The organism is Methanoregula sp. (assembly GCF_041645475.1).
Classification (GTDB): domain Archaea; phylum Halobacteriota; class Methanomicrobia; order Methanomicrobiales; family Methanospirillaceae; genus Methanoregula.
This window is the reverse complement of sequence record NZ_JBAZQA010000003.1, coordinates 1-26,458: the sequence shown is the minus strand read 5'-3', so window position 1 is coordinate 26,458 and position 26,458 is coordinate 1. Positions and strand designations below refer to the sequence as shown.

Below are 26,458 nucleotides of genomic sequence, written 5' to 3'. Positions count from 1 at the left end.
GTGAGGCATGGCAATAGCATTTGAGAGTCTGTACAGCGATATCGCGGGACGCAACGGCAAACTGACGGCTGGCAAAAAAACGGTCAGGACACCTGCGCTGCTCCCGGTCATCAATCCCCATCTCCAGCTGGTAACCCCAAAGGAGATGCGGGCAATGGGCGTTGAAGCCATCATTACCAACGCCTACATCTTCTCCCAGAGCAAGCAGTACCGCGAACGGGTCCTGTCCGAAGGACTGCATAAGGTACTGGATTTTGACGGCGTGATCATGACCGACTCCGGCTCGTTCCAGCTCTCGGTCTACGGCCAGGTCTCCATAACCAATACCGAGACACTCTCATTCCAGCGTGATATCGGAAGCGACATCTGGGTCCCGCTCGATATCCCGACGCACCCGTCAACGGACCGCGCCACAACCGAACAGGAACTCGCCATAACCATGCAGCGTCTTGCCGAAGCAAAGGAGGTGTTTGGTCCCGATGCTCCGATCGCAGGGCCGGTCCAGGGCGGGATCTTTGAAGATCTCCGCGAACGGGCCGGGCGCGAGGTAACCGATCTTAAATTCTCGTTCTGCCCCATTGGTGCTGTCGTACCCCTCATGGAATCCTACCGGTACCGCGACCTTGTAAAGGTTGTGCTGGCCGCAAAGCGGACCCTCTCGCCGTCGGCCTGCATCCACCTCTTTGGCGCCGGCCACCCCTCCATGTTCGCGCTTGCAACCGCTATGGGCTGCGATCTCTTTGATTCCGCTGCGTACGCTCTCTATGCCAAAGACGGGCGCTACCTCACCGTGCACGGGAGTTTCCGGATCGGGGAGCTTACCGATCTTCCCTGTGCCTGTTCTGTCTGCCGGTCCCATACGGCAGAGGAACTCAATACCGCACCGGACCGGGAGCGCCTTCTTGCGCTGCATAACCTCTACGTCACCCTTGCCGAGATCTCGCGGATACGCCAGGCCATTGTTGACGGCACACTCTGGGAACTGGTGGACGAGCGCTGCCGGGGCCACCCGCAGCTCCTCTCCGGTTACCGCGAACTGCTCGCGCATGCGCCGGCTCTTGAGCGCCACGACCGGGCAACCAAGCGCCGGTTCTTCTACCGTGGCGACGAGAGCTGTCTCCGCACGGAAGTTGTCCGGTACCAGGAGATGCTTAAACGCATCCAGGTTGGAAAAACCGTTCTCATTGCTTTCGAAGGGGGCGTGCGGGATGAATTTGAGGATACCCTCTTTTTCAAACCCCCGTTCGGCCCGTATCCAAAAGAACTCAAGGAAACGTTCCCCATCGGACCTTCCGAACTTCCCGAATGGGACGATGCCATGGTCCGCCAGGGGCTCATCGGTGTCCGCAGGCTCATGGATACCCACCCGGAAAGCAGGTTCACGATTTCGTGCAGTGCCCGGTGGGAACCGCTGGTCCGGCAGGTACTGGGAGATATCGAGGTGATGCATGACCCGGTATAACATAAGGAAACGCGACGGGCTCGCACGGACCGGTATCCTTGAATCGGATGCCGGTTCGCACACGCTTCCCGCGGTACTGGATGCGGTGGCTATATTTCCGGATCTTACCGGGCGGCAGGAAACGAATGTACCGATCAGTGCACCGGCATCATTTGTACTGGAATTCCTGCACAATAACGGAAATCAGCCGGTTAGCATCCATCCAAAGCTCGATAACCCGGCCGTAAGCGGCGACTGCGTGATGGTGGCCAGCTGGCACACCGCGTTTGCCAACCCCCGGTCCTATGCTGACTGGCTCATCGCACTCAAGGAAAAGACTCCTGTTGATACGGCCTGGTTTGCACCCGGTGCCGCCCTTCCCTCGAATGCGGCCATTCTCGTTTATTCCGGTTTCGATCTCTTCGATTATGTTGCCGTTGATTTAAAATCTGCCCAGGGGATTTTCTGCACAGCGGATGGTGAATTTTCATCCGATGCGCTCTCCTCCGGGATCTGTACCTGCCCGGGCTGCAAAGCCGGGGATCTCAGGGAGCACAACCGCGAAGCGCTCCGGCATGAGCTCGCACTTGTGAGAAAATTCATCGCACAGTCCCAGCTTCGCGACCTTATCGAGTCCCGCTGCCGGATGGATGCAGCGCAGGTTGCCATCATGCGGCACCTGGACCGCAATTACTCCTTCATGGAACAGCAGCAGCCCATTGCACGGGGCGGCGTAATGCGGGCAAACTCCGCAGAATCCATGCAGCGCGCAGAAGTACGGAGATTTGCAGAACGGGTTGTCTCGCGGTATATCCCGCCCAAGACCGATGTTGCGGTCCTGCTCCCCTGTTCCGCAAGGAAACCCTACTCTCTCTCCCAGAGTCACCGCCGGTTCCAGCAGGCAGTCGGGGGAAGGGCCCACGAGCTTATTGTTACTTCCCCGCTCGGGCTCGTTCCCCGCGAACTCGAAACCGTGTACCCGGCCGGCCATTACGATGTCCCGGTTACGGGCTACTGGGATGCCGAGGAATGTGCGGTCATAGCGGACATCCTTATCCGGTATTTCCAGCGCAACCAGTACCGCCGCGTTATTGCACATCTCGAAGGCGGAGCCCTCAAAGTGGCGCGGATGGCTGCCGAAGCCTGCGGGATAACCCTTGAATGCACCTGCGAGGAAAACCCGACCGGCGATGCGGCCCTGAACCATCTGGACGCGGCTCTTGCCGGCGAGCGCAGGATCAAGGACGACCGGCTTCACGGCATGATCTCGTACCAGTTCGGGTGCGATGTTGATACCAAGGGAACCACCCTGCGGGGCCATTTCCCTGAGGTGTTCTACAGCAGGAACAATGTGCAGGTCTTCTCGATCGATACCGTGAGCGGCATGCTCCGCCCCACCCTTGACGGGTGGAACCTGATACAGTCCGGGTACCGGGTTTACATTGATGACTTCATTCCTGAAGGCGATGTCCTCATGCCGGGTGTATCTTCCGCAGACCCGGGGATCCGGGACGGGGACGAAGTGCTGGTAATCGGGAAGCGTGCTCTCGCTGCCGGAAAAGCCGCTTTGCCCTCGGAAGATATTTCCCGCTCGAAACGCGGGGTTGCCGTCCGGGTGCGTAAGATAAAGAGACTGTAAATCAAAATAGTAGGACACGTGCGATTGTATCTGAACAATCCCGGGAAGTGACACGGTTGTTTCGTATTGAAAAGGCAGAACAGCTAGCAGATAAAGTGTACCAGATGTGGGTTAAGGCCCCGCATGTTGCCCACCATGCAGCGGCAGGGCAGTTTGTGATTTTCCGGATTGATGAGAAGGGCGAGCGAATACCCCTCACGATATCCGCCGTCGATGGCGACTCCATCCGTGTTATCTTTATGGCGGTTGGAAAGACCACAACTCATCTTGCGGCGTTATCCGCGGGAGATTCCATCCGGGATATCGCCGGGCCGCTCGGGAAACAAAGCGATATCAAAAAGTACGGCACCTGCGTTGTTCTTGGCGGGGGAGTCGGCACCGCAAGCCTCCCGATCATTGCCCGCGCAGCACGAGCTGCCGGCAACCGGGTGATAGGGATTGTCGGGGCCCGCAATGCAAGCCTCCTGATTCTCGAAGACGAGATGAAGGCGGCCTGCGATGAACTCCTCATCTCCACGGATGACGGAAGCAAAGGTTTCCACGGGTTTGCGGCCGACGTGCTCAAGCAGGTCATGGCACGCGAAACTGTTGACTGCGTCTGGATCATCGGACCGGCCATGATGATGAAAGTCACCTCAGAAGTTACGCGGGCAGCCGGGATTCGGACATATGTCAGCCTCAACCCGGTTATGGTCGACGGCACCGGCATGTGCGGATCCTGCCGGGTGACCGTTGGCGGCGAGACAAAATTCGCCTGTGTTGACGGCCCCGAGTTCGATGCCCACAAAGTGGATTTCGCAGGCCTCATGCAGCGTCTCCGCATGTACCAGCCGGAAGAGAAGGACTCTCTCGAACGCTACCATGCGCATACCTGCGCCTGCAAGGGAGGGGATCACCATGCATGACCGCCCGGTTGACCAGAGGATCCACGACTTTGCAGAAGTTGACGGGGGATACTCTCCCGATGAGGCTATGCTTGAATCAGCGCGCTGCCTCCAGTGCAAAAAACCGGTCTGCATCAGGGGCTGCCCGGTAAATATCGATATCCCGGCCTTTATCCGGGAAATAGCTGCCGGCGACTTCAAGAAAGCGGCAACCATTCTCAAGGAGCAGAACATGCTTCCGGCAATCTGCGGCCGGGTCTGCCCGCAGGAAGTGCAGTGTGAAGGGGAATGCATCCTCAAAAACAAGGAAAGACCCATTGCGATCGGCAGTCTCGAACGCTTTGTTGCTGACTGGGAACGGGTTCACGGCATGGTCCTTCCTCATAAGAAGACCCCGAGCGGAAGGCGTGTTGCGGTTGTCGGAGCGGGCCCCGCGGGCCTTACCGCTGCTGCGGAACTTGCCCGGCTGGGACACCACGTGACCCTTTTTGAATCCCTGCATGCGGCCGGAGGCGTCCTGATGTACGGTATTCCTGCATTCCGGCTTCCAAAGGAGATTGTAAAAGCCGAGATCGAAGCGGTCCTCTCCCTTGGAGTCGATCTCAAACTCAATCACCTGGTCGGGAGGAGCATAACAACAAAAGAGCTCCTGAACTTTGATGCCGTGTTTCTCGGCACCGGCGCCGGTCTCCCGTACTTCATGGGACTGCCCGGTGAAAACCTGCCCGGGGTATATTCGGCCAACGAGTTTTTGACCCGCGTCAACCTGATGCATGCCGACCGGTTCCCGGTCTTCGATACCCCGGTAAAGAAGGGCAGCCGGGTGGTTGTAGCGGGCGGCGGCAACGTTGCCATGGACGCAGCCCGGGTTGCACGGCGCCTTGGCGGAAAAGTCACGCTCGTGTACCGGCGCCGGGAAGAGGATCTGCCGGCCCGTGAAGCGGAAGTTGCCCGGGCAAAAGAAGAGGGTATCGAGTTTGTCATGTGCGCAAACCCCGTACAGGTGCTCGGCGACCAAGTTATGACTGGTGTTGAATGTGTCCGGATGAATATGTGTGAACTCGACAGTTCCGGCCGGCCCGAACCGGCACCGGTCTCGGGATCAGAATTCACGATTGATGCCGACGTCTTTATTGCCGCCATCGGCCAGGGCCCGAACCCGCTCCTGATTGGCGAGCTTCCCGAGCTCAAACGCGGAAAGCGCGGCAACGTTATTGTTGATGAGGATTGCCGGACCTCACTCCGCAAAGTCTATGCCGGAGGAGATGTAGCCACCGGTGCGGCAACCGTCATCCTTGCCATGGGAGCCGCAAAACGTGCAGCTCATGCCATGGACCGGATGCTCCGGGACGAGTAAAACCGTCACGCTTTTTTTTAAATGATGAAAAACACCAGAATTGTTGTTCATACGCTCGTGAGGGCTGCAGAGAACGTGCCTCTTCTGGCGCATGTTCACGACTCCCACGAAATGATAGTTACTCATAAGGCTGCACAAAAAAGTGTAAAAAATAACCGGGGTTGAAATGATTTTGCCCCTCAGGTTACCCTTCCCCTCAAGAATGGGGGGTTGACACTCGCAAGGTGCAGGGCATGTAATTTTGTTACCCACCACCCGGCTCAGCGTTCAATAAATCTGCCAGGAACTCTTGGTAAAAATCTCCTTTTTTATTTTCAGATACCAGATGGCTGAATGCTGGAAAACAAAAAGAAGAAAACCTTGCACTTCCAACCACACTTCCATGCGATTCTGTCCATCCTGTGGTGCAGAGCTTATCCCGGGCAACCGGTTTTGTGTCCAGTGCGGCGCTCCTGTTGAACCGCCGGTATCTCCCGTTCAGGAAATCCCTCCGCAAGTACCGTCTCCGGGTTCTCCTTCGGTTAAGGCCGGACCGGACAAAAAAACGCTGATACTGATTGGTGTTGTAGCCGTCTGTATCATCCTGGCAGTGGGAGTCTATTTTGCCCTGCCGCTCATAAAACCCGGTGCATCTTCTGCGTCGGCATCAAAAACTCCGGTCTCCGTAACCCCGACCGGCTATGCTGCAGTGCAGACGATGGCATCCGAAACACAGATAATTCCTGTTCAGACATCTGCGTCGAATATAGTGGACAGCAACCGGTTCGGAAGCGATTATGAGCGGGTGTATTCGCTGAAGAAGAATTTTTCCTATGGCGAGAAAGTGATAACCACGTACAACCTTGAGCACCCGCCCCTGTATATCTGGTTTAACCTTGAACCTGTCATGGTGCAGCGCCATATTCTCGTGAGCATAGGCTCCTCTGCAGAACACATGGTCAATAAAACCGTTGCTAGCCCGAATGCATGGTTTGAAGTAAAAGTTCTGGATTCAACGGATGGAAGAGTTGTGGACCTGCAGGGATACGGGAAAGATTACCCCGATATGACCGAGAACAAGTTCATGGTCCGGCAGTCGGGGAATTATACCATCGAGATGTCTGGTCACGAAGTATATGCCGATGTAACCATCCTGACCGGTACCCAGTAACTTTTTTGTGTGCATCTCCCCTTCACGCCCGATTCCTGGTTCACGGGTTTTTTTTACAACCCTATCTTTAATTGTGCAAAAACCCTAATACTAGAGATAAAAAGGAAGTGAAATCAATGAATTTTGGAAGTCTTGGCGGCATGGGCGGGGCGGTTTCCAGTTACCTGGCAACCCCTGAAGGTCAGGAAGCTGCAAAACAGTTTCTTGCATCCCCGGATGGAATTAATCTTCTGAAAACATTTGCGGCGAGTCCCGAAGGGCAAAAAGTACTCTTAAGCGTACTTCCAACCCTGTTGAACGGGATCAACCTGCCACCCGGTGTTAAGGAAATGATCACCGCGGCATTACCCAAATAATTTTTTGCCTGTTTTTTTACGATATACGCGATTTTTTGCAAAAACCGGTGATCTTATATGGTTATCGGATAGAATGAATGATAATGCAGGGGGTCATATCATAGACGATTCCATCCCGATTCCTGACGGACAGGTTGTCCGGAAAAAACTCCATTTTTTCTGGATTGCCGATTGTTCCGATTCCATGCGGGGAAAAAAGATTGCAACCTTAAACCAGGCTATCCGTGAAGCGGTTCCTGAGGTGCAAAAAGCAGTTGCTTCATACCCGCAGGTCGAGATCGTAATGCGGGCGATTAAATTCTCTGATGCAGCGTCATGGCATGTTGGTCCTGACCCGGTCCCGCTCGAACAGTTTGTCTGGCCGGAACTCGAAACCTCCGGACTTACGGCCACTGCAAAAGCTCTCCGGATGCTTGAGACTGAACTTTCCATAGAACGGATGCCCCGACGCGGACTTCCCCCAGTCTGTATCCTCGTATCCGATGGTTTCTGCACCGACCCCCGGGAAGAATACGATAGTGCGATTGCAGATCTTGCAAGGATCCCCTGGGGCGTCAAGGCGGTCCGGCTCGCGATAGCAATCGGCGATGAATCCGATTACAACGAGCCGGAACTTCTCAAGTTCGTCAACCAGGACCAGATCGGACTCTTGAAAGCCCATTCTCCCGAGGAACTGGTCTCCTACATCAAGTGGGCTTCGGTCTCCGCATCTGTTGCATCGTCCCGCGGCCGCAGTCGCGGTACCGGCGCGGTTGATGAGACCTCCAATGTGACGATTGATTCACCGCCGCCGCTGATAACCTCGAACACTGAGCTGTTCTGAGATCCTGATATGCAGCCAATCAGGGATTTCCAGTGCGCCAGTGAGACGAGTCTTAGCTGGGCTTTCGGGTGCAGCCGGACCGGCGCATCACATATCAGTTCCGGGCGTCCCTGTGAGGATGCATTTGCCCTTTTCTCCGGTTCCTCCGGAGCAAAACCCTGTATTGCCATCGCGGTTGCCGACGGCCATGGTGATCCCCGCCATGACCAGAGCCGGACCGGTTCCGCTCTTGCGGTCCAGACCGCCATCGACGAGCTCGTTGGTTTCCAGCGACTCCATCTCCACGATGTCCCCAACCTGTCTATCCGTGCTGAATTCAAAGCGGATTTTCCCCGGAGGGCCGGCAGGAAATGGCGGGATGCTGTAAGCGAAGATGCAGCGCGCCGTGGAATCACCACAAGCCCGGATTCCTCTTCCGGCACTGTAGAGTACAGCCGCTACGGTTCAACGCTCATTGCGGCGCTTGTTGTTGCCGACATGATCCTCATCAGCCAGATCGGCGATGGGGATATCGTTCTGGTCAGGCCGGATGGATCGGTCGAATGCCCGATACCCACTGATTCGTCCCTTGTCGGCAAAGAGACCCATTCCATATCCTCCCGTGATGCCCACCTGCTCTGGCGGACTGCAACGCTCGATCGGGGCAATGGCGGTGTCCTTATTGCCGCAACGGACGGGGTCTCGGATTCCTTTGATGGTTCAGAAGGTGAAGAGTTTGTCCGGTTTTTACGCAGCCTTGTTGCACGGATACGGGAATTTGGTATGGAGAGTGTTGCCGGTTCCATAAAGGGCTGGCTTGACCGGTATTCCGCACTCGCGAGCGGTGACGATATGACGCTTGTCTTTGTCTGTATCAACCCGGCTGAGGACAATCAACGGGATGCCGGGTTGCCGGACGGTACAGGGTCCTCCCCCGGGAAGGTGAACTGACCGTGCCGCTTCTTATGGGCCAGCGGATAACCGCAGAGCTCTCCGGTGCGGAGCTTCATGTCATAAAAAAACTCGGCGAGGGCGCGCAGGGTGAGGTGTACCTGGTGGATGGCCCCCAGGGATACCAGGCCGTGAAATGGTACAAAGCTGAACAGGCAACGGCTGAACAGCGGGCTGCTGTCCTCTACCTGGTCCGGACGGGTCCCCCGTTCGGGGCCGGCGGGAAACGGTTTATCTGGCCGCTTGATCTCGTCACGTCTGCCTCCTCGCGCCAGTTCGGCTACCTGATGTCCCGGATCGATACACAGCGGTTTGCCGAGCTTGGCGAGATCTGGGCTCATCTCAAACCCGTGCCCAACTTTTCAGCGCTCTGCGAGATCTCGTACCAGCTGGCAAACAGCTACCGCTCCCTGCACCTCTCCGGGCATTGTTACCGGGACATCTCGGCCGGTAACCTGATGTTCGACCCAAAGAGCGGGGATATCCTGATCTGCGACAATGACAATGTGGGTGTAAACCGCCAGTCCCGCTGCCAGGTCTGGGGCACGATGGAGTACATGGCCCCGGAGATCATCCGGGGCCAGGCGGATCCCTCAACCCAGACCGATCTCCATTCGCTTGCAGTCCTCCTCTTCTATCTCTGGGTCTGGCATCACCCGTTCCATGGCGAGATGGAGTACCGCTTTCATTGCTGGGATATCCCGGCAAAAAAGAAAGTATACGGCGAGACACCGGTCTTTGTTTTTGATCCGGAGAACCCGTCCAATGCCCTTCCCCCCGATCCGGACTATGCCATTGCACGGGAACGCTGGCAGTACTGCCCGGTCCCTTTAAAAAACACCTTTATCCGGGCATTTACCGAGGGACTTGCCTACCCGGACCGGCGGGTAACTGAGGGGGAGTGGCAGAATCTCTTCTCGAGTATCAAGGACCGGATTATTCTCTGCCCACGGTGCAATGCGGAAAATTTCTCCTGCCCCGACGAGGAGAGTACCTGCTGGCACTGCCATACAAGAATCCCGTCCCCGCCCGCCCTCACGATCCGGCGTCCCTCCGGAGAGATACAGATAGCTCTTGGCATCGGGAGCGCAATTCTCCGAAGACATCTTGCCCAGCTCCAGCCCCAGGATGACGGGTCAGTAAAAGTGGGCATCATTGTTTCGCATCCTTCCGTCCGGGGAGCAGCCGGGATCCGCAACCTGACAAAAAATGCATGGCAGGCCGCCTTTCCCGATGGCAGCATCACCGAAGTACCCCCGGGGCGTGCAGTCCCCCTGAACCCGGGGGTTGTCATCACGGTAGAAGGAATTCTTATGACTGTGACCGCACCTAAGAACAATGGGATTGTATGAAAGACCAGCCGCGAATAATTCTCAAAGACCTTGTCGGGCGTTATGGCGAGTCTCTTGCCCATGAACCCTCCCGGTGCGAGGCCCTGCTTCGGGACACCTGCGGCTCATGCGGCCGCGAGATATTCGTTCTTGTCAATGCCGTACGCCAGCATGTACCCCTCGATCTCCTCACACCGCACCGTAACCTTCCTCATTCTCTGATGAAAGGGTTCATGATGAAACGTCTCCAGGATGAGCTGGGACTTTCCGATGAGGCTGCCCGGTGGGCTGTCGATACCTGGGCTGAAGCGCTCGGCCTTTCCGATCCAAAAGAACAGTATGAGTACACAAACGCGGGATCGGATCCATTTTCCCCCCAGCGGATCGATGAGAAAAAACCCGTGTCCGACACGTCCGCACGCAGCCAGTGGGCATTGGACCTTGAGTCCGATAACCTGGAAACCCGGCTCAGGGCTGTTGACAGCCTGGCACGGGCAGGGGATACGGAGTGCATCCGCATTCTCATCGTTGCGCTCGAAAATTCCCGGTGGAGTGTAAGGAGCACTGCGTTCGATGCCCTGGTCCAAATCTCCGGAGTATCTGTCCCGGTGCTTGTCGAAGCCCTGGATGACCCGCATACACCTCTTGTCTCACGGGTTATCCTGATCCTTGCATCGGCCCGCAACCGGGATGCTACCGAACCGCTCATCGGTCTTCTCGGGCATGACGCCACCCTTGATCCCCTTATCATCTTCGCGCTGGGGGAGATTGGCGATTCCCGCGCCACATCTCCCCTCTCGAAATGCCTTGCATCACCGGACCAGAATATCAGTCTCGCCGTGGTGGGTGCACTGAGGAAGATCTCCGGAACATAACTGTAGTCATTTTTTTCTCATGAACAGGGATTTGGAAAATTTTTATAAATTTTTTGGGTAATGTACTATTCCAGCCCCTGAATCCAGGAAGGATTTACGGAGTGAAAAAGATAAAAAAATACCTGCCTGAAATTTAATGCAAAAAAAAATTCGTTTTGGAGCGGAAATACTGACGCTCCAGGCGCTTCGCCCCGCCGCTATGGCACCCCGGTTGCGATAGTGCGGTATTACCTGAATCGGGATTTTTGGTAATACAAGAAATCGCATGCGCCCCCGCCCCCAATGGGGGCAGGGTTGGCGCAAAGGGGGGGGGGCGGACTATTGTAAAAGATAGATGTCAGGGGCTGGATTGGCACTTTACCCATTTTTTCCAGGGTCTATTCCCGTTTGGACTGGTTGCTTAATAGTACCTGACAACGACCGCTTAAACGGCTGGATTCTATCGAATAATGGTGTATTACCGGATGCAGGGTCCGGGTAAAAACCAGGGATCGTTTGCAAAGGAATTCGTCCAATCGTCAACAGGGCAAATATTTGGATCGCTTGTCATTGGATGATGAGAACCGGCAAGAGATCGCGTTGTACTTGTTGATGGGAATTCATCTGCTGAAATCAGATCCCGCCAGGAAAAAATTTCCGTAGGGGTGAAAACTCCTCTCACGGTACCAGATGCCTGTTACCGTTTTCCAGTGAGGCGTATCCATATGCGATTGGACCCAACGCTCACCCTTTGCATTGTATCTGGCGGTTTGATTGTCTGGTGATGGCTGAATGGTTACGACCGGCTTTCTTATCCCGAAGAATGAAGGCAATTCACCTATACCCCCTAATGGCAGGCAGACCGGTCAGAAAAAAAATTCTGGAAAGCGAGAGAAGATGATTCTCTGTATTACAAAAATACAGCAACGGCAATTGTCGTTGTCCAGAGACCGTTCTTATCCCCTTCCGCCGACTGGCAGGTGTGCTTGGTTTTGATGATCTTCCCGCTGGCCTTGTAGGTCTGCTCCCGTTCAGACCATGCGGCATTGACATCAAACTCAATACCAAGCGTTGTAGCAAGCATTGTTGCCGCCAGATCTTCTGCGTATTCCCCGGTTTTCTGCTGGGTCTCTCCAAACCCGTGGTGCTCGGAGAGATACCCGTATTCGTTCTCATCGGCCGGCAATGCGAGGCCAATGGCGGAAGAGACAAGACGGTTTGGCTCATTGGTCTCGTTCCGGGCCATCACGCAGAATGTTATGCCCCCGGCTTTTAAACTTTTGAGACCTTCCGACCGGGAGATCTGTTTGCAGTTGGGCGGAAAGATACTCGAGACATAGACAAGGTTGCACTTTTCGATACCGGCCTTGCGCAAGGCCAGCTCGAACGATGCAAGCCGGTCTTTATGGACACCAACCCCTTTTGTGAAAAAGATCTTGGTCGGGACAAACATATTGCTAGATTATCTGTCAGTTTTTTTTAAGGTTTGGGTAAAAAAATGCAGAAAAACGTTGATTGGACCAAAAAACCTTTTTACCAACTATCCCCGCGCCGGACGAAAACTGGAAATTCTCTCTCAGAAACTATGGGAAGATACGTGATTGAGGATTCCGGGCAACTGGTCCATGGAATCAATGATAAAATCAGCCCCCTCAAAATTCCGGGTCTGGGAAAACCGGTCGCCATACCTTGCGTAAACGGTTTTTATTCCCAGCTGTTTGCAGGGTTCTATATCACGGCGTGGGCTGTCCCCCACAACGAGTGTTTCGGAAAAACCGGACCTGAGCATCTCAAGTGCTAAGAGAAATGGCTCATGGGCAGGCTTTTTTACAAGAACCATATCATACGCCACCAGGGTATCGAAGAACTGCAGAAGCCCGGTTTTCTCAAGGCGCCGCGTTGCATCCCGGGAATGTGCATCGGTGACAATACCCATACGATACCCTTTATCCTGCAGTATCCGGAGGGTGCTAATAACGCCATCATAGGGTGTAATGTACCGAAGCTTGGCGGCCTCATAAATCTGACAGGCCGCGTGAAACCGATCATTGCCGGAAATCTCATGATCCTGCATGTAATCGGAAATATTTTCATGGGCCTCAAAACCCCAGAGTGGCCGGAGAAAGTACGTGAACAAATCCTCGCCATCATCCATTCCCAGCGATCGGGCAACTTCCACGCAGGAAGCTATTTGCGCACCTACCAGATCGAAGAGCGTGTTGTCCATATCGAACAACAATGTTGAGATGGGTTTCCGGTAAAGAGCGCTATCCCGTAATTCCGGTTTCACCCATATCAATTATCCCCGGATCTGAAAACCTGTTTGATTGGGGATATTGTGGATTATGTGCATTGTACTGGAGGATCATTCCTGCAAAACAAAAAATTAGAATTGCCCCACATATTTGGATGGGATGCGGATGTCAATTTTATATGATTTCAGGGCTTGTGCATTGATGACAAAGTAATAATTTCTCTGTCCGGCATAGAATTTTTCTTTCCAGGGGCGGGGATCCGAATATTGAGGGTCAGGTTTGTAATCAGTAGCCTTTTGGGGTTTCAGAAACGGACTGCTCACCGTAGTAGGCTCAGTACCGAGCCAGAGATCCAGGTCAATTCCCCCCGGGGGGGTGATTACCCGGACAATATTATTGGGATCATCTGCATCCATGACCTGAAGGGTAAACTGTGGTCTGACAGAAGTATATGATCCTTCAATATCACTGGAGGATATCCCAGCACCATATTCACCCTTGGCAGGAGTGACCACCACTTTTGCAATCGTTTTTTCGACAATCGGATCTACGGTATACCAGAGTTCCCAGTAGGGAAACGGGATATTGATAATCTGAGTTGTTCCGCTCTTTTGTCCGGAAAATGAAGCAAATGTTGTCATACTGACATTTTGTGGTATGCTGTCAATTCTCGTGCCGTTCGCAAAAGTCTGGTTGGTAGAAATGCCATATGTGGACGGATTTACAAATCCCACCGTCTGAACCTTTGCGTCCCAGGTTGGAGCCGGTGTCGGGGTGGGCGTCAATAACCGGGACGGCTGCGTGGGGGCGCTAACCCCGCTGATGTTCGCATTTGCAGATGGGTTCAATGGAAGCGCAGGAGTAATAGCGGGTGTTGCAGACGCAGGCAGACCAATATTCACCGGCTGGCCGGTAGCCAGGGGTTTGATGACAAGTGCAATGATGAGGATAATGACCAGTGCCAGAACACCGTACATTACATCTTTTTTATCCATTACAGAACATTACAGCGTTCCTTTTGTAAATAAATATCTTTCATTTAAATGTGTTTCCAGAATTTTTCTTTGATATTGGGTATATTTTTGAGTACTCACAAAATAGTGTAGATATGTGGTTATTTTTTTTACACGGATAAAAATTAGTAGAGAAAATATGAACACAGCATGTTTTTATCGTACCTCTCTAGCAAATGTATATATAACATTAGTGCATTTTAGCACACAGGGTTTTGAATCCGTCTTAACCCCAAAAGGTGAATTATGAGATCTTTCAAAAATGACAATGCATTCACCGGTCTCGAGGCAGCGATTGTGCTCATCGCATTCGTTGTCGTTGCGGCGGTGTTTTCGTACGTGGTGCTCGGCGCCGGTTTCTTCACAACCCAGAAGAGCCAGGAAGTCGTCCACACCGGTGTACAGCAGGCGAGCTCAACCCTTGAAATCGTTGGTAATGTGTATGGCACTACAGCCCTCGCTGGAACCCCAATTGAGGTTATCAATTTCACGTGTGCATTAGCACCCGGTGGAACACCGGTTGATTTTGAAAAGGTTGTCTTAACATACAGTAATGCAACCCAACTCCAGACCCTGACCCAGGCAGGCAAAGGAACAGCACCCGGTTCCGGAGGATGGAGCATTGCATCTGTCCAGAACCAGATAACGAACGACAGCGTTCTTGAACGTGGCGAGCAGTTCGATATCATGGCAAAACCGTCCAATGGAATTACAAAGAACGATTATTTCACTATCGAAGTTAAACCGTCCATTGGTGCGGCGCTTGGTATCACCCGGACAGCCCCTGCGTCAATTCAGCAGATTAACATCCTCTACTAATCTTTTTTCCTGACAAAAATGCCTTGTAATCGTTAACTTTTTGTCCTGATTGCAATTCCTCTGGCATTTCAGGTTATCACGATAATTCTTCATACCCGGAGTAAATTCAATTGCAGTTCTTTCTGCTCCCACTGAAAGTTTTTCTCATTTGGGTAATGTACTATTCCAGCCCCTGAATCCCGGAAGGATTTACGGAGTGATAAAAAGGTAAAAAATACATGCCTAACATTAATGCAAAAAGTAAATTCGTTTCGGAGCGGAAATACAGACGCTCCAGGGGCTTCGCCCCGCCGCTATGACGCCCCCCGTTGCGATAGTGCTGTAGTACCTGAATCGGAATTTTGGTAATACCGAGGAATCGCATGCGCCCCCACCCCCAATGGGGGCAGGGTTGGCGCAAAGGGGGGCGGACTTTTGTAAAAGATAGATGTTAGGGGCTGGATTGGCACGTTACCCAAAAAAATTTACCCGGTCTGCGAATCAATTATAGAAAAGGCGAGCTTCCGGCCAAATACTTTCTCAAAGGCTTTCCGCTCGTTTTCAATACCCCAGATCTCGAGCTGGCAGTCCCCACGGGCAATAATTTCAAGATGTACGGTTTCTTTCTCAACTCGTATAAACCGGACATGGCGGATCAGGGCTGCATGACTCCGGTCAAGGCTCTCGCCAAGCCGGATGAATGCCGCAAGAACCCGGAGCACGTCACGGTCCCGCAGGTCGAGCTCGATTATCCCCGGATCTTTCTTTTTCGGTGTTTTCTTCCGGTGGAAGCGGGCCAGGTTTGCCATGAATATTACTTCGTTCTGGTCAAAGCCGAGGAGTTCAGAGTTCCGGATTATGTAATAGGAATGGGCATGGTGATTGGTATACGCGATGAACGAGCCGATGTCGTGGAGAAACGTTGCATATTCAAGCAGTTCCCGGAACGCATCGCCATAGCTGTGGATGCCGAGATTCTTGGATGAATCGAACAGTTCAAGAACAAGGCTGGTAACGGTCCGGGCATGAACCTCATTGATGCCGCAGGATCTTCCGAGCTGGAGAACGCTGCGCTGCCGGGATGAGAGCTCCCCGAGCATGGGAAACGAGTCCATGCGGGAGAGGTAATCGACAAGAAGGCCGTCCTGGAGCCCGCGACTGGTAACCGTAATCCGGTCGAGCGACAGCTCTTTCATGAAGACATCGAGTACCGCAGCTCCGGCAATAATGATATCAGCCCGCTCCGGGTTTATTCCGGCCACTTTCCGGCGTTGTTCGAGAGGAAGGGAGCAGAGCAGATCGATTATTTTTCTCAAATCCTTGAAGCTGATCGTCAGGTCAGTTACCGGCACTGCCGGGTGCAGGACTTTATGAGCGATCTCGGCAAGATTGATGATTGTCCCGGAACTGCCGATCGCGCAATCGAGGGGTGTCTTTTTTATATGAGTAAGTGAGTGGACAATGATGTTTTTGATATGCCGCTGAACCTTCCGGTATTGTTCCGGTAGCACCGCGCCGGTCTGGCCGGGCGGAAAATACATGTTGGAGAGACGGATAGCCCCAAGCCGGAAGCTGTCGAGAATCTGGTAATCCGTGGCATTTCCTACCGCAATCTCAGTGCTTCCCCCACCAATGTCGATAAAGAATCCGGTCCGGGTGTCGAGATGGGTGCCGCTTGAAACCCCCAGGTAGATGAGCCGGGCTTCTTCCCTTCCGGATATAACCCGTATATCGAGATGAGCTTCCAGCCGGATCATCCGGAGAAGATCGTTCTGGTTGGACGCCTCACGTGCAGCGGACGTTGCGACTGCCACGAACTCGTCAGAGTTGAATGTCCGGGCAAGTTCGGTAAATTTTTTGCAGACAACAACCGCCCGCTCCATAGCGTCGGGCGTTATCTCATCGTCTTCAAATTCGCCCTCCCCGAGACGGACCTGTTGTTTCTGCCGTGTCAAAACCGTGTAGGAATGATTGGGATTGAGGCGCACGACAAGCAGCCGGATTGAGTTTGTCCCCATGTCTATGAATGAGACAACTCTTCCGTCAGGTCCGACTGTATGAGAACTCAATGGATCACCATCCCGACCGAAAATACCCGGGAAAAGAGATCGGATTTTACCCGGGCGCGATCTTTTTCAGCGCTGATGTCAGCAATCGCAATTGCATCAACGGATACCTGTTCTTTGTCAATAACGCAATGGAGTTCCCGGACGGATCCTTTGCGAAGATAATCAAAGCCGTCAGCAACCCGGAGTATGGCCGCGAGATAACGAACGGTTTTTTGTTGTTCCGGCAGAAGGAGCCGGAAAAGATCCTCGTTCTCGATAGGGGAACGACCCCGGTGGGCTAAAACCGCAAGAGAGATGATCGTCCGTTCAGGAAGATCGAATGGCAGGATCTCGGCCTCGCAGATGATTACGGCTCCCGACCGGTTATGCTGTTTTCCACCCTTCATCCATCCGATATCGTGGAGCATTGCCGCACATTCAAGGAGGAACCTTTCCCCTTTTCCCCGCTGGTGCAGGGGCGAGAGATTGTCAAAGAGCATGAGCGCAAGATTAGTCACAGTAGTACTGTGTGAAAGGCATTCAGGACAGGCTGAAGCAAGGGTCATGACTGCGCTGCGGGCTTCCGGCTCCTTAAAGGCATCTTTCGGAAGATATCGTCGTACTCTTCCCGATACCAGCGATTTCCGGAGTCCGTCCCACAGCCGGGCACGTTTCTGGGCGTCCCAGAAACGGGTAAAATGGCGGTAGAGGGCGGCCCGGTCGCGTTCCCGCTCCTGCAACAGGATCTTCAGGCTTGCAAGGGTAGTCGTATCCGGCCGCTTCTCTTCATTGTCTGATCGGAGGCGGGTTCGTTCCTTTAAGAGGATTAACGTGATGTGGTCGATCCAGACATCGCAGTCATGGATATCCCCGAGGATTTCCTGGATCATCTTTACCCGCGAAAGCGGCTTGTTATGGCCAAGACGGTATACCGGTCCGAATATCTCCATGGTGTACCGGAGCTTCTTTGCAGCAATCCGGGTAGCATGGTGCTCGGCTACCGCCTCGGGATGGTTTACCCAGGCATCATAGGACAGGAGCATTTTTAACCGGAATTCAATATGGAGGGCGGCTATCGGGGGAACGCCATACATCAGGGCCTTTCCTGGCAAACGGACGTGACTGTTTCCGGAACTCGTGAAGAACGCCTGGATCTCCGGTATAATCCGGCTCTTCTCTAAGGAATTGATGGCCGAGACTACCCGGCTCTGGAGATTCGATCGCTTCTTCTGGAGCTCGGCCAGCAGGTAGCGGAGTGCAGGGCCTTCAGGAGGTTCGCCTTTGAGGTTATCCTTGTTCCGGGTTTTCCAGGAACTGGTGCTCTTCTTGATCTGCTTTTGCAAAAAAGCAATCTGCACATCAGCATCCCGCGCCTCTCCAAGTGCACGGGTGATATCTGTTATTTCCTGCATCCAGCGGAGATACTTTTTTTTGGAAAAGCATTGCCGGAAGAGCGGGAGTGCAGCCCGGAGACGGCGCGACGCCACCCGCATGCGGTGGATATTCTCAATATCCTTTGCTTCCCGTACCCCGTCAATCTCTTTTGCGAATGCCTCGAGTCGCGGGGGAATCTGCTGGCCAGCAAACCAGCACAAACCGGTGTGGGTCAGTATCCCTTCAGACGGTTCGATCATACCAGGTTCCACGGTGTTCCATAAGCCAGGTCTGGGCATTTTTTGGTTCTTCTCCAGGAGTGCGGTGCACCCGGATATAGGTCCCGTCAGCCTGCATAATGCGTTTTTTGACATTGTCGCCCAGCTGGACAGGAAGGATAGTGGCAATTATTGCCGACCGGATCTTCGGATCCAGCACCGGGAACAGGATCTCGACACGTTTATCGAGATTCCGGGGCATCAGGTCAGCACTGCCAAGGTACACCTCTTCATCTCCGTTGTTGCGGAAATAATAGACCCGGGCATGTTCAAGGAACCGGCCTACAATGGCACTGACCGTGATATTCTCACTCATGCCGGGTATCTGCGGCCGTAGGCAGCAGATGCCCCGGATCTGGAGGTCGACTTTCACGCCGGCCCGGGAAGCCCGGTACAGGGCCACGATACAATCCCGGTCAACAAGGGCATTCATCTTGAAGATAAGATGGCCGCCTCCGTGTTCCCGGTGATGCCGTATCTCCCGCTCGATCTTCTCGAGGATGGTCCTGCGCAAGGTTACCGGGGCTACGAGCAATTTATTGTACTGTTCGATCCGGGCGTACCCGGTTAAGAAATTGAAGAGATGGGCTATGTCTTCGCCAATCTCCTTATCGCAGGTGAACATCCCGAAATCCGTGTAAATCCTGCTGGTCGTTGCATTATAATTGCCGGTGCCAAGGTGCATGTACCGGCGGATGCCATCTTTCTCGCGGCGCACGACCATGCAGAGCTTGGCGTGGACTTTGAGGCCCACAACGCCGTACACCACGTGAACCCCCTGTGCTTCGAGAGCCCGGGCCCACCCGATATTGTTCTCTTCATCAAACCGTGCCTTGAGCTCGATTAAGGCAGCAACGGCTTTCCCGTTCTCGCGGGCTTCCATAAGCGCTTTGACGATAGGAGAGTTGGACCCCACGCGGTACAGGGTGATCTTGATAGCAAGGACGTCCGGATCATGGGCAGCCTGCCGGAGGAAATTCACTACCGGGGAGAAACTGTCGTAGGGTTGATAGATGAGAACATCGTGCCTGCGGATGGTGGTAAAAATATTCTGCTCTTCAGAAAGTTCTGCAGGTACTGCTGGGAGGAACGGGGTATCTTTAAGGTCGGGACGGTCAAGAGACATGAGTTCCATGAGGTCTGCCATACCAATGGGGTGGCCCACCCGGTAGATCATGGCCGATGTCACGCCAAGCTTCTTCTCAAGGATGTGGCAGATGCCGGGGTGCATGGATGAGTCTACCTCGATCCTTACGGGATTCCCCCTTGCCCGCTGCTCCATGATCTCTTCAACCGTAGTCAGAAGATCGGACGCTTCATCGACCTCGATCTCCAGGTCAGCGTCCCGGGTTATCCGGAACGGGAACGAAGATATGACCTCAAGGCCGGGAAAAAGGAGGTCAAGATGGGCGGCAATAATCTCTTCGAGGTAAATAAACTGGACCGGTGTATTACTTCCCCGCGTTCTCCCTTCCGGTTCAGGTATCCGTATGAGGCGGGAGAAGAGATTGCTTGGGACTTTGACCCGGGCAAAAAAATCTTTTTTTGAGGGATCCCGGATGATAATGGCCAGGTTGAGCGAGAGGTTGGAGATGAAGGGGAACGGGTGGGAGCTGTCAAATGCCAGCGGAGTTAAGACCGGAAAGATCTCGTTGATAAAGAACGAGTGCATCTGTTCTTTCTGCTGCTCGTTGAGCGTGACATATGAGTGGATAATGATGCCCGACGCGGCAAGTCTTGGAAGAATCTCGTTGTGCCAGCAGTCATACTGGGCAAGGAGCTCGGGAAGGAGCACCTGCTGGATTGCATCCAGCTGCTCTGTGGGGGTCATGCCATCCGGGGGAGCTTTGAGCACGCCCTTTGCAAGCTGGCGCTGGAGACCCGAGACCCGGACCATGAAAAATTCATCCAGGTTGTTGGCAAAGATGGCAAGGAATTTTGCCCGTTCCAGGAGCGGGTGACTGGTATCGTACGCTTCATCAAGAACATGGTGATTGAACCGGATCCAGCTCAGTTCCCGGTTAATGAAGAGGGAGGTATCATTGGCGAACGATTGTTCCGTTTCAACAACTGTGCCCCGTGATGTAGAGGAATCCATAGAAAAAACACCGGTGAATACAGATGTAGAGATAAATGCCCCATATAAATATAATTCTTGTCCCGGAAAGATGCTGTGCTCCCCATTCATTTCATGGAAATGACCGGTAAGGATACGTGATCTACCTATCAGCCGTTAAAGTGGTGAAACCGGTGACAGTTATCGATGAACTCCTGTTTTGTACGCTCGGTTGGACGGGTTGCCGGGCGCAGGTAGCCGATACCCGGAGTCTGCATTGCGGGGCAGTACGGGCAGAGGGCAGCATCAACATCGCCGGCTTTATCCCGGACTGGGCAGTAATAGATCCCGGCCGTGAATTCTACCTCATCCCCGCCCGGAAACGGGGTACCGACCGGGTGACCTGGCTCGTGTAACACCAGCATGCAGTAACCTGCCAGCAGGTATTTCAGGAATCGTATGTCCGGTGCATCGCTGCTTTCATCCTTTTTGCACTGAACGGCAACCATCTCCCAGTACTTTTTCTGTTCATCTCCGGGGGGTTCGTGCATGGTCCGGAAAACACCCTGCTGATCATCAAGGCGAATCCGCTGGTAGGTACCAAGCAGGTGCCCGGCAATCTTTTGAGTCAGCCGGTCACGGTAATCCGGCATCATATCCTGAACTTTGGTCTCGAAATTCCGTTTCATTCTCTGGATATCGGACGGGGGATGGGCAAGAACGAGCTGGGCTATCTGTTCCCCAAGATGCCCCCGTGTCTCTGCAGTAATAAGTTCCCGGCACCGGCATGCGATCTCTTCACAGGATTCCGGAGGAGTGGTATCCTCAGTTTTTTTTAAGAACCGCATAGCATTCACGCAACTGTTAACAGATTGTATGAACCGGCAAAAATAAAGTTTCTCTGGCAGCGGTATGCCGCATAAAGGTTCCACACCAAGAGCCTTGCAATAAACGGATTGGATATACCTGGTGCAGGAATATTTTTTATATTCTCCATTCCCACCAGTAATCATGGTGATTGCCATGAGTGAATGTTTTATTTGTCAATAACCTGCGCTTTTTAGACACAACATTACGGGACGGGGAACAGACTCCCGGTGTTTCGTTGAATCCTGATCAGAAATTTGAGATTGCTTCAAGTCTTTCGGACATTGGTATCGATGTCATTGAAGCGGGTTCTGCAGCTGCATCTGATGGTGAGCGTGAAGCTATCCGGCGCATCGCGGATGCCGGTCTCGCTCCGGAGATTTGTACGTTCGTCCGGGCCCTCCGGCTCGATATCGATTTTGCTGCTGACTGCAATGCGGATGCCATCCATCTCGTTATCCCGGTCAGTGACCTGCATATCGCAAAGAAGATGCGAAAGACCCGCGACGAAGTCGTGGCTATGGCTCTGGATGCAGTCGAGTACGCAAAAGATCGTGGCCTTATTGTAGAGTTATCGGGCGAAGACTCATCCCGGGCAGACCAGCAGTTTCTCCGTGCACTCTTTGCATCCGGTGTGGAGCATGGTGCTGACCGGCTCTGTTTCTGCGACACGGTGGGTTTGCTTACGCCGGAAAAATGTGCGGAGTATATACCGCCGCTCGCGAAGCTTGCCCCGCTTTCCATCCATTGCCACGATGATCTCGGCTTTGCCCTGACAAACACCATGGCTGCACTGAAATCCGGCGCTTCCTGTGTTCATGTGACGGTCAACGGGCTCGGGGAGCGGGCCGGCAACACGCCATTCGAGGAAGTCGTGATGGCACTTGAGGTGCTGTACGGGTATAAGACCCGCATCCTCAAGGAGAAGATTTACCCGCTCTCCAGCCTCGTCTCCCGGCATACGGGTGTACCGCTTGCGGTAAACAAGGCAATTGTGGGTGAGATGGCGTTCACGCACGAGAGCGGCATCCATGCTCATGGTGTGATCCGCGAACCCTCAACCTATGAATCGGTGAAACCGGAGATGGTTGGCCGCAAGCGCCGTATTGTCCTTGGCAAACATTCCGGGACGGCATCTGTTGAGGCGGCCCTTGAAGAGATGAAGTACAAGGCCGAACCACCCCAGGTAAAAGAGATCGTTAAACGGATCAAACAGCTTGGCGATGATGGCAAACGGGTCACGGACGCGGACCTGATGGCCGTTGCCGATGCCGTACTTGCAATCGAATGCAAGCCGGTCATCAGAATGCGCCAGTTCACAGCCAATTCCGGCAGCCACATGATCCCAACGGCTTCGGTGACTCTTGAAGTGAACGGCGTGGAGATGACCGGGGCCGCAACCGGCAACGGGCCGGTCGATGCTGCCATGCAGGTTCTGCGCAAGTGCGTCAGCGATGTTGCAGATATCCGGCTTGAGGAGTACCATGTCGATGCAATCCGGGGCGGGACGGATGCGCTTGTCGAAGTGACAGTAAGATTAAGTAAAGACGGAAAGATAATTACTTCACGCGGCGCCCGTACCGACATCATTATGGCAAGTGTCGAGGCGATGATCGCCGGCATGAACAGATTACTGAGGGACAGGACATGAAAACCGGGGCAAAAATCCTTGTCGAATCACTCCGGCGCGAGGGAGTCGAGACCATCTTCGGCTATCCTGGCGGAGTGGTGCTGCCAATCTATGATGAACTCTATGATTCACCATTGCAGCACATCCTTGTACGGCACGAACAGGCTGCAGCGCATGCCGCGGACGGGTATGCACGGGCAAGCGGTCGTGTAGGTGTATGCCTTGCCACATCAGGACCCGGAGCCTGTAACCTTGTAACCGGCATAGCAACGGCCTACATGGATTCTGTCCCTCTTGTAGTACTGACCGGGCAGGTACCAACAGACCTGCTCGGGAACGACGCGTTCCAGGAATCGGATATCACGGGCATAACGATGCCGATAACCAAGCACAACTACCTTGTGAAAAGTGCCGGTGATGTCAGCAGGGTTGTCCAGGAAGCGTTCTATATAGCCGGCACCGGACGGCAGGGACCGGTTCTCATCGATCTCCCCAAAGACGTGAGCACCGGTCTGTCTGAAGACGTGAAGCTGCCGGAGAAAGTCGTGCTCCGGGGCTACAATCCCACATATAAGGGGCACAAACGCCAGATCGAGAAGGCGCTGGAGCTCATCGGGCAGGCAGAGCGCCCGCTCATCTATGCCGGCGGCGGTATCATCTCATCAAATGCCTCTCCCGAACTTGTTGAATTCGCAACCCTTGCAGCCATCCCCGTCACAACCACGCTGATGGGTATCGGGTGTATCCCATGCCACCACCCGCTTAACCTCGGGATGCTGGGCATGCATGGTACAGAGTATGCCAATTTCGCAGTAACAGAGTGCGATCTCATCATCGCCATTGGGGCACGCTTCGATGACCGTGTTACCGGCAAGATCGATACTTTTGCACCCCATGCAAAGGTTATTCACATCGATATCGATCCGGCAGAAATCGGAAAGAACAAGCGGGTCGATGTCCCGATTGTTGGGGATGTGAAAGGTGTCCTTTCTGACCTGCTGCTTCTCATGAAGAAACGTAACGCACATGAGCCCTGGTTAAATAAAATCCGGCACTGGAAACAGCACCATCCGCTCAAATGCCCAAGTACCGGCGGACTGCACCCGCAGTTTGTCATCAGGACCTTAAGCGACCTTGTCAGGGACAAGGCCGTGATTGTATCAGAAGTCGGGCAGAACCAGATGTGGACCGCGCAGCACTTCTGTTTCCACAATCCCAGAACCTGGATAACGTCTGGAGGTCTTGGCACGATGGGATACGGCCTCCCTGCTGCAATGGGAGCACATTTTGCCCGCCCGGATGTGCCTGTCTTCGATATTGCCGGGGATGGGAGCATCCAGATGAACATTCAGGAGTTCGGAACGATTGCATCCGACAAGATTCCTGTAAAAGTCGTTATCCTGAACAACATGTATCTCGGCATGGTCCGGCAGTGGCAGGAGCTCTTCTTTGACCGCCGGTACTCATACACCGAGCTCCCACCGGTTGACTTTGTGAAGATCGCAAAAGCCTATGGCATTGACGGGATCCAGGTCGAATCCCCGGATGAGGTGCTTCCGGCATTGCAGGCCTCCATTGATTGCGACGGGCCGTTTGTCATGGACTTCCGTATCGAGCGTGAGGAGAACGTCTTTCCCATGGTCCCGGCCGGTGCTGCAATCAATGACATGATTGGAGGGCATCCCCGATCATGAAACCGCATACACTATCCATATTAGTTGAGAACAAGGCCGGTGTCCTCTCGCGGGTCACCGGACTCTTCTCCCGGCGCGGGTTCAATATCGAGAGCCTCGCGGTTGGTCCCTGTGAAGAGCCGGACATGAGCCGTATCACCATTGTTGTTATTGGCGATCAGGAGAAGATCGAGCAGGTGATGAAACAGCTCAACAAGCTCATCGATATCATCAAAGTCTCTGATCTCACGGACAGCGAACGGGTTGAACGGGAGCTGGCACTCATCAAGGTTACCGCGGAGCTTGGAACATCCCGGGCCGAGATCATGCAGATTGCATCTATCTTCCGGGCACAGATTGTCGATGTCGGGGCAAAGACCCTGGTCCTGCAGGTGATTGGCGATACCGATAAGATCGATGCCCTTGAAAAACTCCTGCGCCAGTACGGGATCAAGGAATTTGTCCGGACCGGTACAATCGGGATCCTTCGCGGGTCAAAAACCGTAACGAGCGGGAAATAACGATCCCCAACCTTTTTTTCCCATATTCTACTCTTCCCGCATGAATTTCTGACATTTCATATGTTTTCCGAATCATTCCGGATAAATTAACAAAAAACGTGGACCTGTTGCATAATTCCGGAAGAATATCGGTTACGAATTTTTTTAATAATACTGTTGACCGTGGATTAATTGAAAAAATCTGGCTGTAAACTGCCGCAGCACGATTACAATATCGACCGGTCAACCCTGAAGCCAAAAATTTTCCCGCTTCGGCTCAATGATAGCAATGGTTCTGAACTTACGCGAACTGTTGGCATATCTGCCGAAGATTTTGCTGTCTTCGTTGCTTTCGCTGTTCGCGGGTACGTGGGACGCAGGGTAATCCTTGTCAGGATCACGGGCGTGGCCAGCTCATGTTTGGGGGCGCGTGGAGCGCAGCCTGCTGCTGTATCAGGATATCAATGGCAAAGTTGTGGACACCTGCAATAATGCAACCGAGAATAGCCAGATATACCATTAACAGAATAATTTTCTAAATAACTTCGTTCATATCCTCCAAAGTAATGATAATAGATAAAAATAATTTCAGTCGATAGACTTTCCCGGTTACATGAAAACGAGAGTGATCGTGAGAAAAAATTTCGAGATGTTGTGGAAGATTAATTTATGTGTAAATTTTATTCCTGTCAACAATGGATAATTAAAAAAAAACCCGAATATCTGGTGCTGGAGCCGTTACTTATCTCATTGCAATGATTTTCCCGAGAAACCCCAATATGCTAATACCCATTTACCGGGTTTGCGAAGGTTTTGTCTCCATTCTTTGCATATTGGTGGTAGTACAATTTGCAGGAAACAAACTATGGGTATGATTCTACTGATATGAGGTAATTCGATTACATCCATTTTCGTAAGAATAAATCTCACAATCATCTCATGTATCCGGGGGCCTGAAGCAGAACCCCCATGACGGCCCTTTTTTTTACAGGCCGTTGCTCTCACAAGACAATAATCGGATGTACGGGGAGACTGATATTCATTCCCTGTACTTATTCTTAATATCCGATTTTTGGTAGTGTACACGAAGTGCTGTAAAAGTGAAGATGCCCTGTATCCAACAGTGAATTGCAAACAAAGAGGAACAGGGCATGAATCTAAGAGATATCGTACTAAATTATCTTACCGATAACGAGAAGGG

The 26,458-nt window shown here is 53.3% G+C and carries 22 protein-coding genes; 14 read left to right on the top strand and 8 right to left on the bottom strand.

The annotated features are described in order from the left end of the window. Positions 1-7: 7 nt before the first annotated feature. The 10 genes from tgtA (at position 8) to WC598_RS03515 (ending at position 10,786) form a co-directional block, all read left to right on the top strand. Complete coding sequence (tgtA, locus tag WC598_RS03560) at positions 8-1,462, top strand: tRNA guanosine(15) transglycosylase TgtA (protein WP_372960099.1); 1,455 nt, start codon at positions 8-10, stop codon at positions 1,460-1,462. Beyond that, positions 1,449-3,080: an archaeosine synthase subunit alpha gene (gene arcS / locus WC598_RS03555; RefSeq protein WP_372960098.1), complete on the top strand. Its 1,632-nt coding sequence runs from the start codon at positions 1,449-1,451 to the stop codon at positions 3,078-3,080. Before tgtA ends, arcS begins: the two co-directional genes overlap by 14 nt. Before the next feature lie 47 nt (positions 3,081-3,127). After that, positions 3,128-3,985, top strand: a complete 858-nt coding sequence (locus tag WC598_RS03550) for a sulfide/dihydroorotate dehydrogenase-like FAD/NAD-binding protein (RefSeq protein ID WP_372960097.1) — start codon at positions 3,128-3,130, stop codon at positions 3,983-3,985. Then, the gene (gene gltA / locus WC598_RS03545) at positions 3,978-5,321 is read left to right on the top strand and encodes an NADPH-dependent glutamate synthase (RefSeq protein ID WP_372960096.1); all 1,344 of its coding nucleotides are present in this window, start codon (positions 3,978-3,980) and stop codon (positions 5,319-5,321) included. The genes WC598_RS03550 and gltA overlap by 8 nt, the downstream gene beginning before the upstream one ends. Positions 5,322-5,703: 382 nt before the next feature. After that, entirely contained in the window at positions 5,704-6,471 is a 768-nt protein-coding gene (locus WC598_RS03540; RefSeq protein ID WP_372960095.1) for a zinc-ribbon domain-containing protein, read from the top strand. Positions 6,472-6,587: 116 nt separating this feature from the next. Then, a complete protein-coding gene (locus tag WC598_RS03535; RefSeq protein WP_372960094.1) occupies positions 6,588-6,827 on the top strand; it encodes a hypothetical protein in 240 nt (79 codons plus the stop codon). A 73-nt stretch (positions 6,828-6,900) separates the two neighbouring features. Beyond that, positions 6,901-7,650, top strand: coding sequence for a tellurium resistance protein (locus WC598_RS03530; RefSeq protein WP_372960093.1), 750 nt, complete (start codon positions 6,901-6,903; stop codon positions 7,648-7,650). A 9-nt stretch (positions 7,651-7,659) separates the two neighbouring features. Continuing rightward, entirely contained in the window at positions 7,660-8,580 is a 921-nt protein-coding gene (locus tag WC598_RS03525; RefSeq protein WP_372960092.1) for a PP2C family serine/threonine-protein phosphatase, read from the top strand. Between the two features lie 2 nt (positions 8,581-8,582). Further along, positions 8,583-9,932, top strand: coding sequence for a protein kinase (locus tag WC598_RS03520; protein ID WP_372960091.1), 1,350 nt, complete (start codon positions 8,583-8,585; stop codon positions 9,930-9,932). Further along, a complete protein-coding gene (locus tag WC598_RS03515; RefSeq protein WP_372960090.1) occupies positions 9,929-10,786 on the top strand; it encodes a HEAT repeat domain-containing protein in 858 nt (285 codons plus the stop codon). Before WC598_RS03520 ends, WC598_RS03515 begins: the two co-directional genes overlap by 4 nt. Positions 10,787-11,675: 889 nt before the next feature. Here the strand turns inward: WC598_RS03515 and WC598_RS03510 are convergent. The 3 genes from WC598_RS03510 to WC598_RS03500 form a co-directional block, all read right to left on the bottom strand. Beyond that, positions 11,676-12,218 carry a pyruvoyl-dependent arginine decarboxylase gene (locus tag WC598_RS03510; RefSeq protein WP_372960089.1) on the bottom strand — a complete coding sequence of 181 codons (543 nt, stop codon included), beginning with the start codon at positions 12,216-12,218 and terminating at the stop codon, positions 11,676-11,678. A gap of 123 nt (positions 12,219-12,341) precedes the next feature. Beyond that, complete coding sequence (locus WC598_RS03505; protein WP_372960088.1) at positions 12,342-13,055, bottom strand: HAD family hydrolase; 714 nt, start codon at positions 13,053-13,055, stop codon at positions 12,342-12,344. Between the two features lie 96 nt (positions 13,056-13,151). After that, complete coding sequence (locus WC598_RS03500) at positions 13,152-14,015, bottom strand: hypothetical protein (protein WP_372960087.1); 864 nt, start codon at positions 14,013-14,015, stop codon at positions 13,152-13,154. 264 nt (positions 14,016-14,279) lie between these two features. Between WC598_RS03500 and WC598_RS03495 the strand changes: the two genes are divergently transcribed. Next, the gene (locus WC598_RS03495; protein ID WP_372960086.1) at positions 14,280-14,852 is read left to right on the top strand and encodes an archaellin/type IV pilin N-terminal domain-containing protein; all 573 of its coding nucleotides are present in this window, start codon (positions 14,280-14,282) and stop codon (positions 14,850-14,852) included. 464 nt (positions 14,853-15,316) lie between these two features. Here WC598_RS03495 and WC598_RS03490 read toward each other — a convergent pair whose 3' ends face one another. The 4 genes from WC598_RS03490 to WC598_RS03475 all read right to left on the bottom strand — a co-directional run bounded on the left by WC598_RS03490 (position 15,317) and on the right by WC598_RS03475 (position 21,435). Then, positions 15,317-16,900, bottom strand: a complete 1,584-nt coding sequence (locus WC598_RS03490) for a Ppx/GppA phosphatase family protein (protein WP_372960085.1) — start codon at positions 16,898-16,900, stop codon at positions 15,317-15,319. After that, positions 16,897-18,513, bottom strand: coding sequence for a CHAD domain-containing protein (locus WC598_RS03485; RefSeq protein ID WP_372960084.1), 1,617 nt, complete (start codon positions 18,511-18,513; stop codon positions 16,897-16,899). Before WC598_RS03485 ends, WC598_RS03490 begins: the two co-directional genes overlap by 4 nt. Then, entirely contained in the window at positions 18,497-20,629 is a 2,133-nt protein-coding gene (gene ppk1, locus WC598_RS03480) for a polyphosphate kinase 1 (protein ID WP_372960083.1), read from the bottom strand. Before ppk1 ends, WC598_RS03485 begins: the two co-directional genes overlap by 17 nt. Positions 20,630-20,757: 128 nt before the next feature. Beyond that, positions 20,758-21,435, bottom strand: coding sequence for a DUF2115 domain-containing protein (locus WC598_RS03475; protein ID WP_372960082.1), 678 nt, complete (start codon positions 21,433-21,435; stop codon positions 20,758-20,760). A gap of 179 nt (positions 21,436-21,614) precedes the next feature. Here WC598_RS03475 and WC598_RS03470 point away from each other — a divergent pair, with 179 nt between their 5' ends. From WC598_RS03470 to ilvN, 3 genes are read left to right on the top strand one after another with little or no spacing between them, the layout of a single operon-like run. After that, on the top strand, positions 21,615-23,105 hold the full coding sequence (locus tag WC598_RS03470) for a 2-isopropylmalate synthase (RefSeq protein ID WP_372960081.1): 1,491 nt from the start codon (positions 21,615-21,617) through the stop codon (positions 23,103-23,105). Then, positions 23,102-24,778 (top strand): biosynthetic-type acetolactate synthase large subunit, encoded by a 1,677-nt coding sequence (gene ilvB, locus WC598_RS03465; RefSeq protein WP_372960080.1) that lies wholly within the window; start codon positions 23,102-23,104, stop codon positions 24,776-24,778. The genes WC598_RS03470 and ilvB overlap by 4 nt, the downstream gene beginning before the upstream one ends. Further along, positions 24,775-25,278 carry an acetolactate synthase small subunit gene (gene ilvN / locus WC598_RS03460; protein WP_372960079.1) on the top strand — a complete coding sequence of 168 codons (504 nt, stop codon included), beginning with the start codon at positions 24,775-24,777 and terminating at the stop codon, positions 25,276-25,278. Before ilvB ends, ilvN begins: the two co-directional genes overlap by 4 nt. Before the next feature lie 376 nt (positions 25,279-25,654). On the opposite strand, the gene WC598_RS03455 is transcribed toward ilvN, so the two are convergent. Continuing rightward, the gene (locus WC598_RS03455) at positions 25,655-25,777 is read right to left on the bottom strand and encodes a hypothetical protein (protein ID WP_372960078.1); all 123 of its coding nucleotides are present in this window, start codon (positions 25,775-25,777) and stop codon (positions 25,655-25,657) included. Positions 25,778-26,458: the final 681 nt, after the last annotated feature.

Excerpts from the sequence above, each read along its gene's own strand:
- WC598_RS03535 (WP_372960094.1), top strand. The coding sequence starts at position 6,588 with ATGAATTTTGGAAGTCTTGGCGGCATGGGCGGGGCGGTTTCCAGTTAC.
- gltA (WP_372960096.1), top strand. The coding sequence starts at position 3,978 with ATGCATGACCGCCCGGTTGACCAGAGGATCCACGACTTTGCAGAAGTT.
- WC598_RS03540 (WP_372960095.1), top strand. The coding sequence starts at position 5,704 with ATGCGATTCTGTCCATCCTGTGGTGCAGAGCTTATCCCGGGCAACCGG.
- tgtA (WP_372960099.1), top strand. The coding sequence starts at position 8 with ATGGCAATAGCATTTGAGAGTCTGTACAGCGATATCGCGGGACGCAAC.
- ilvB (WP_372960080.1), top strand. The coding sequence starts at position 23,102 with ATGAAAACCGGGGCAAAAATCCTTGTCGAATCACTCCGGCGCGAGGGA.
- WC598_RS03525 (WP_372960092.1), top strand. The coding sequence starts at position 7,660 with ATGCAGCCAATCAGGGATTTCCAGTGCGCCAGTGAGACGAGTCTTAGC.
- ilvN (WP_372960079.1), top strand. The coding sequence starts at position 24,775 with ATGAAACCGCATACACTATCCATATTAGTTGAGAACAAGGCCGGTGTC.
- WC598_RS03510 (WP_372960089.1), bottom strand. The coding sequence starts at position 12,218 with ATGTTTGTCCCGACCAAGATCTTTTTCACAAAAGGGGTTGGTGTCCAT.
- WC598_RS03495 (WP_372960086.1), top strand. The coding sequence starts at position 14,280 with ATGAGATCTTTCAAAAATGACAATGCATTCACCGGTCTCGAGGCAGCG.
- WC598_RS03500 (WP_372960087.1), bottom strand. The coding sequence starts at position 14,015 with ATGGATAAAAAAGATGTAATGTACGGTGTTCTGGCACTGGTCATTATC.
- WC598_RS03515 (WP_372960090.1), top strand. The coding sequence starts at position 9,929 with ATGAAAGACCAGCCGCGAATAATTCTCAAAGACCTTGTCGGGCGTTAT.
- WC598_RS03475 (WP_372960082.1), bottom strand. The coding sequence starts at position 21,435 with ATGCGGTTCTTAAAAAAAACTGAGGATACCACTCCTCCGGAATCCTGT.
- WC598_RS03455 (WP_372960078.1), bottom strand. The coding sequence starts at position 25,777 with ATGGTATATCTGGCTATTCTCGGTTGCATTATTGCAGGTGTCCACAAC.
- WC598_RS03485 (WP_372960084.1), bottom strand. The coding sequence starts at position 18,513 with ATGATCGAACCGTCTGAAGGGATACTGACCCACACCGGTTTGTGCTGG.
- arcS (WP_372960098.1), top strand. The coding sequence starts at position 1,449 with ATGACCCGGTATAACATAAGGAAACGCGACGGGCTCGCACGGACCGGT.
- ppk1 (WP_372960083.1), bottom strand. The coding sequence starts at position 20,629 with ATGGATTCCTCTACATCACGGGGCACAGTTGTTGAAACGGAACAATCG.
- WC598_RS03530 (WP_372960093.1), top strand. The coding sequence starts at position 6,901 with ATGAATGATAATGCAGGGGGTCATATCATAGACGATTCCATCCCGATT.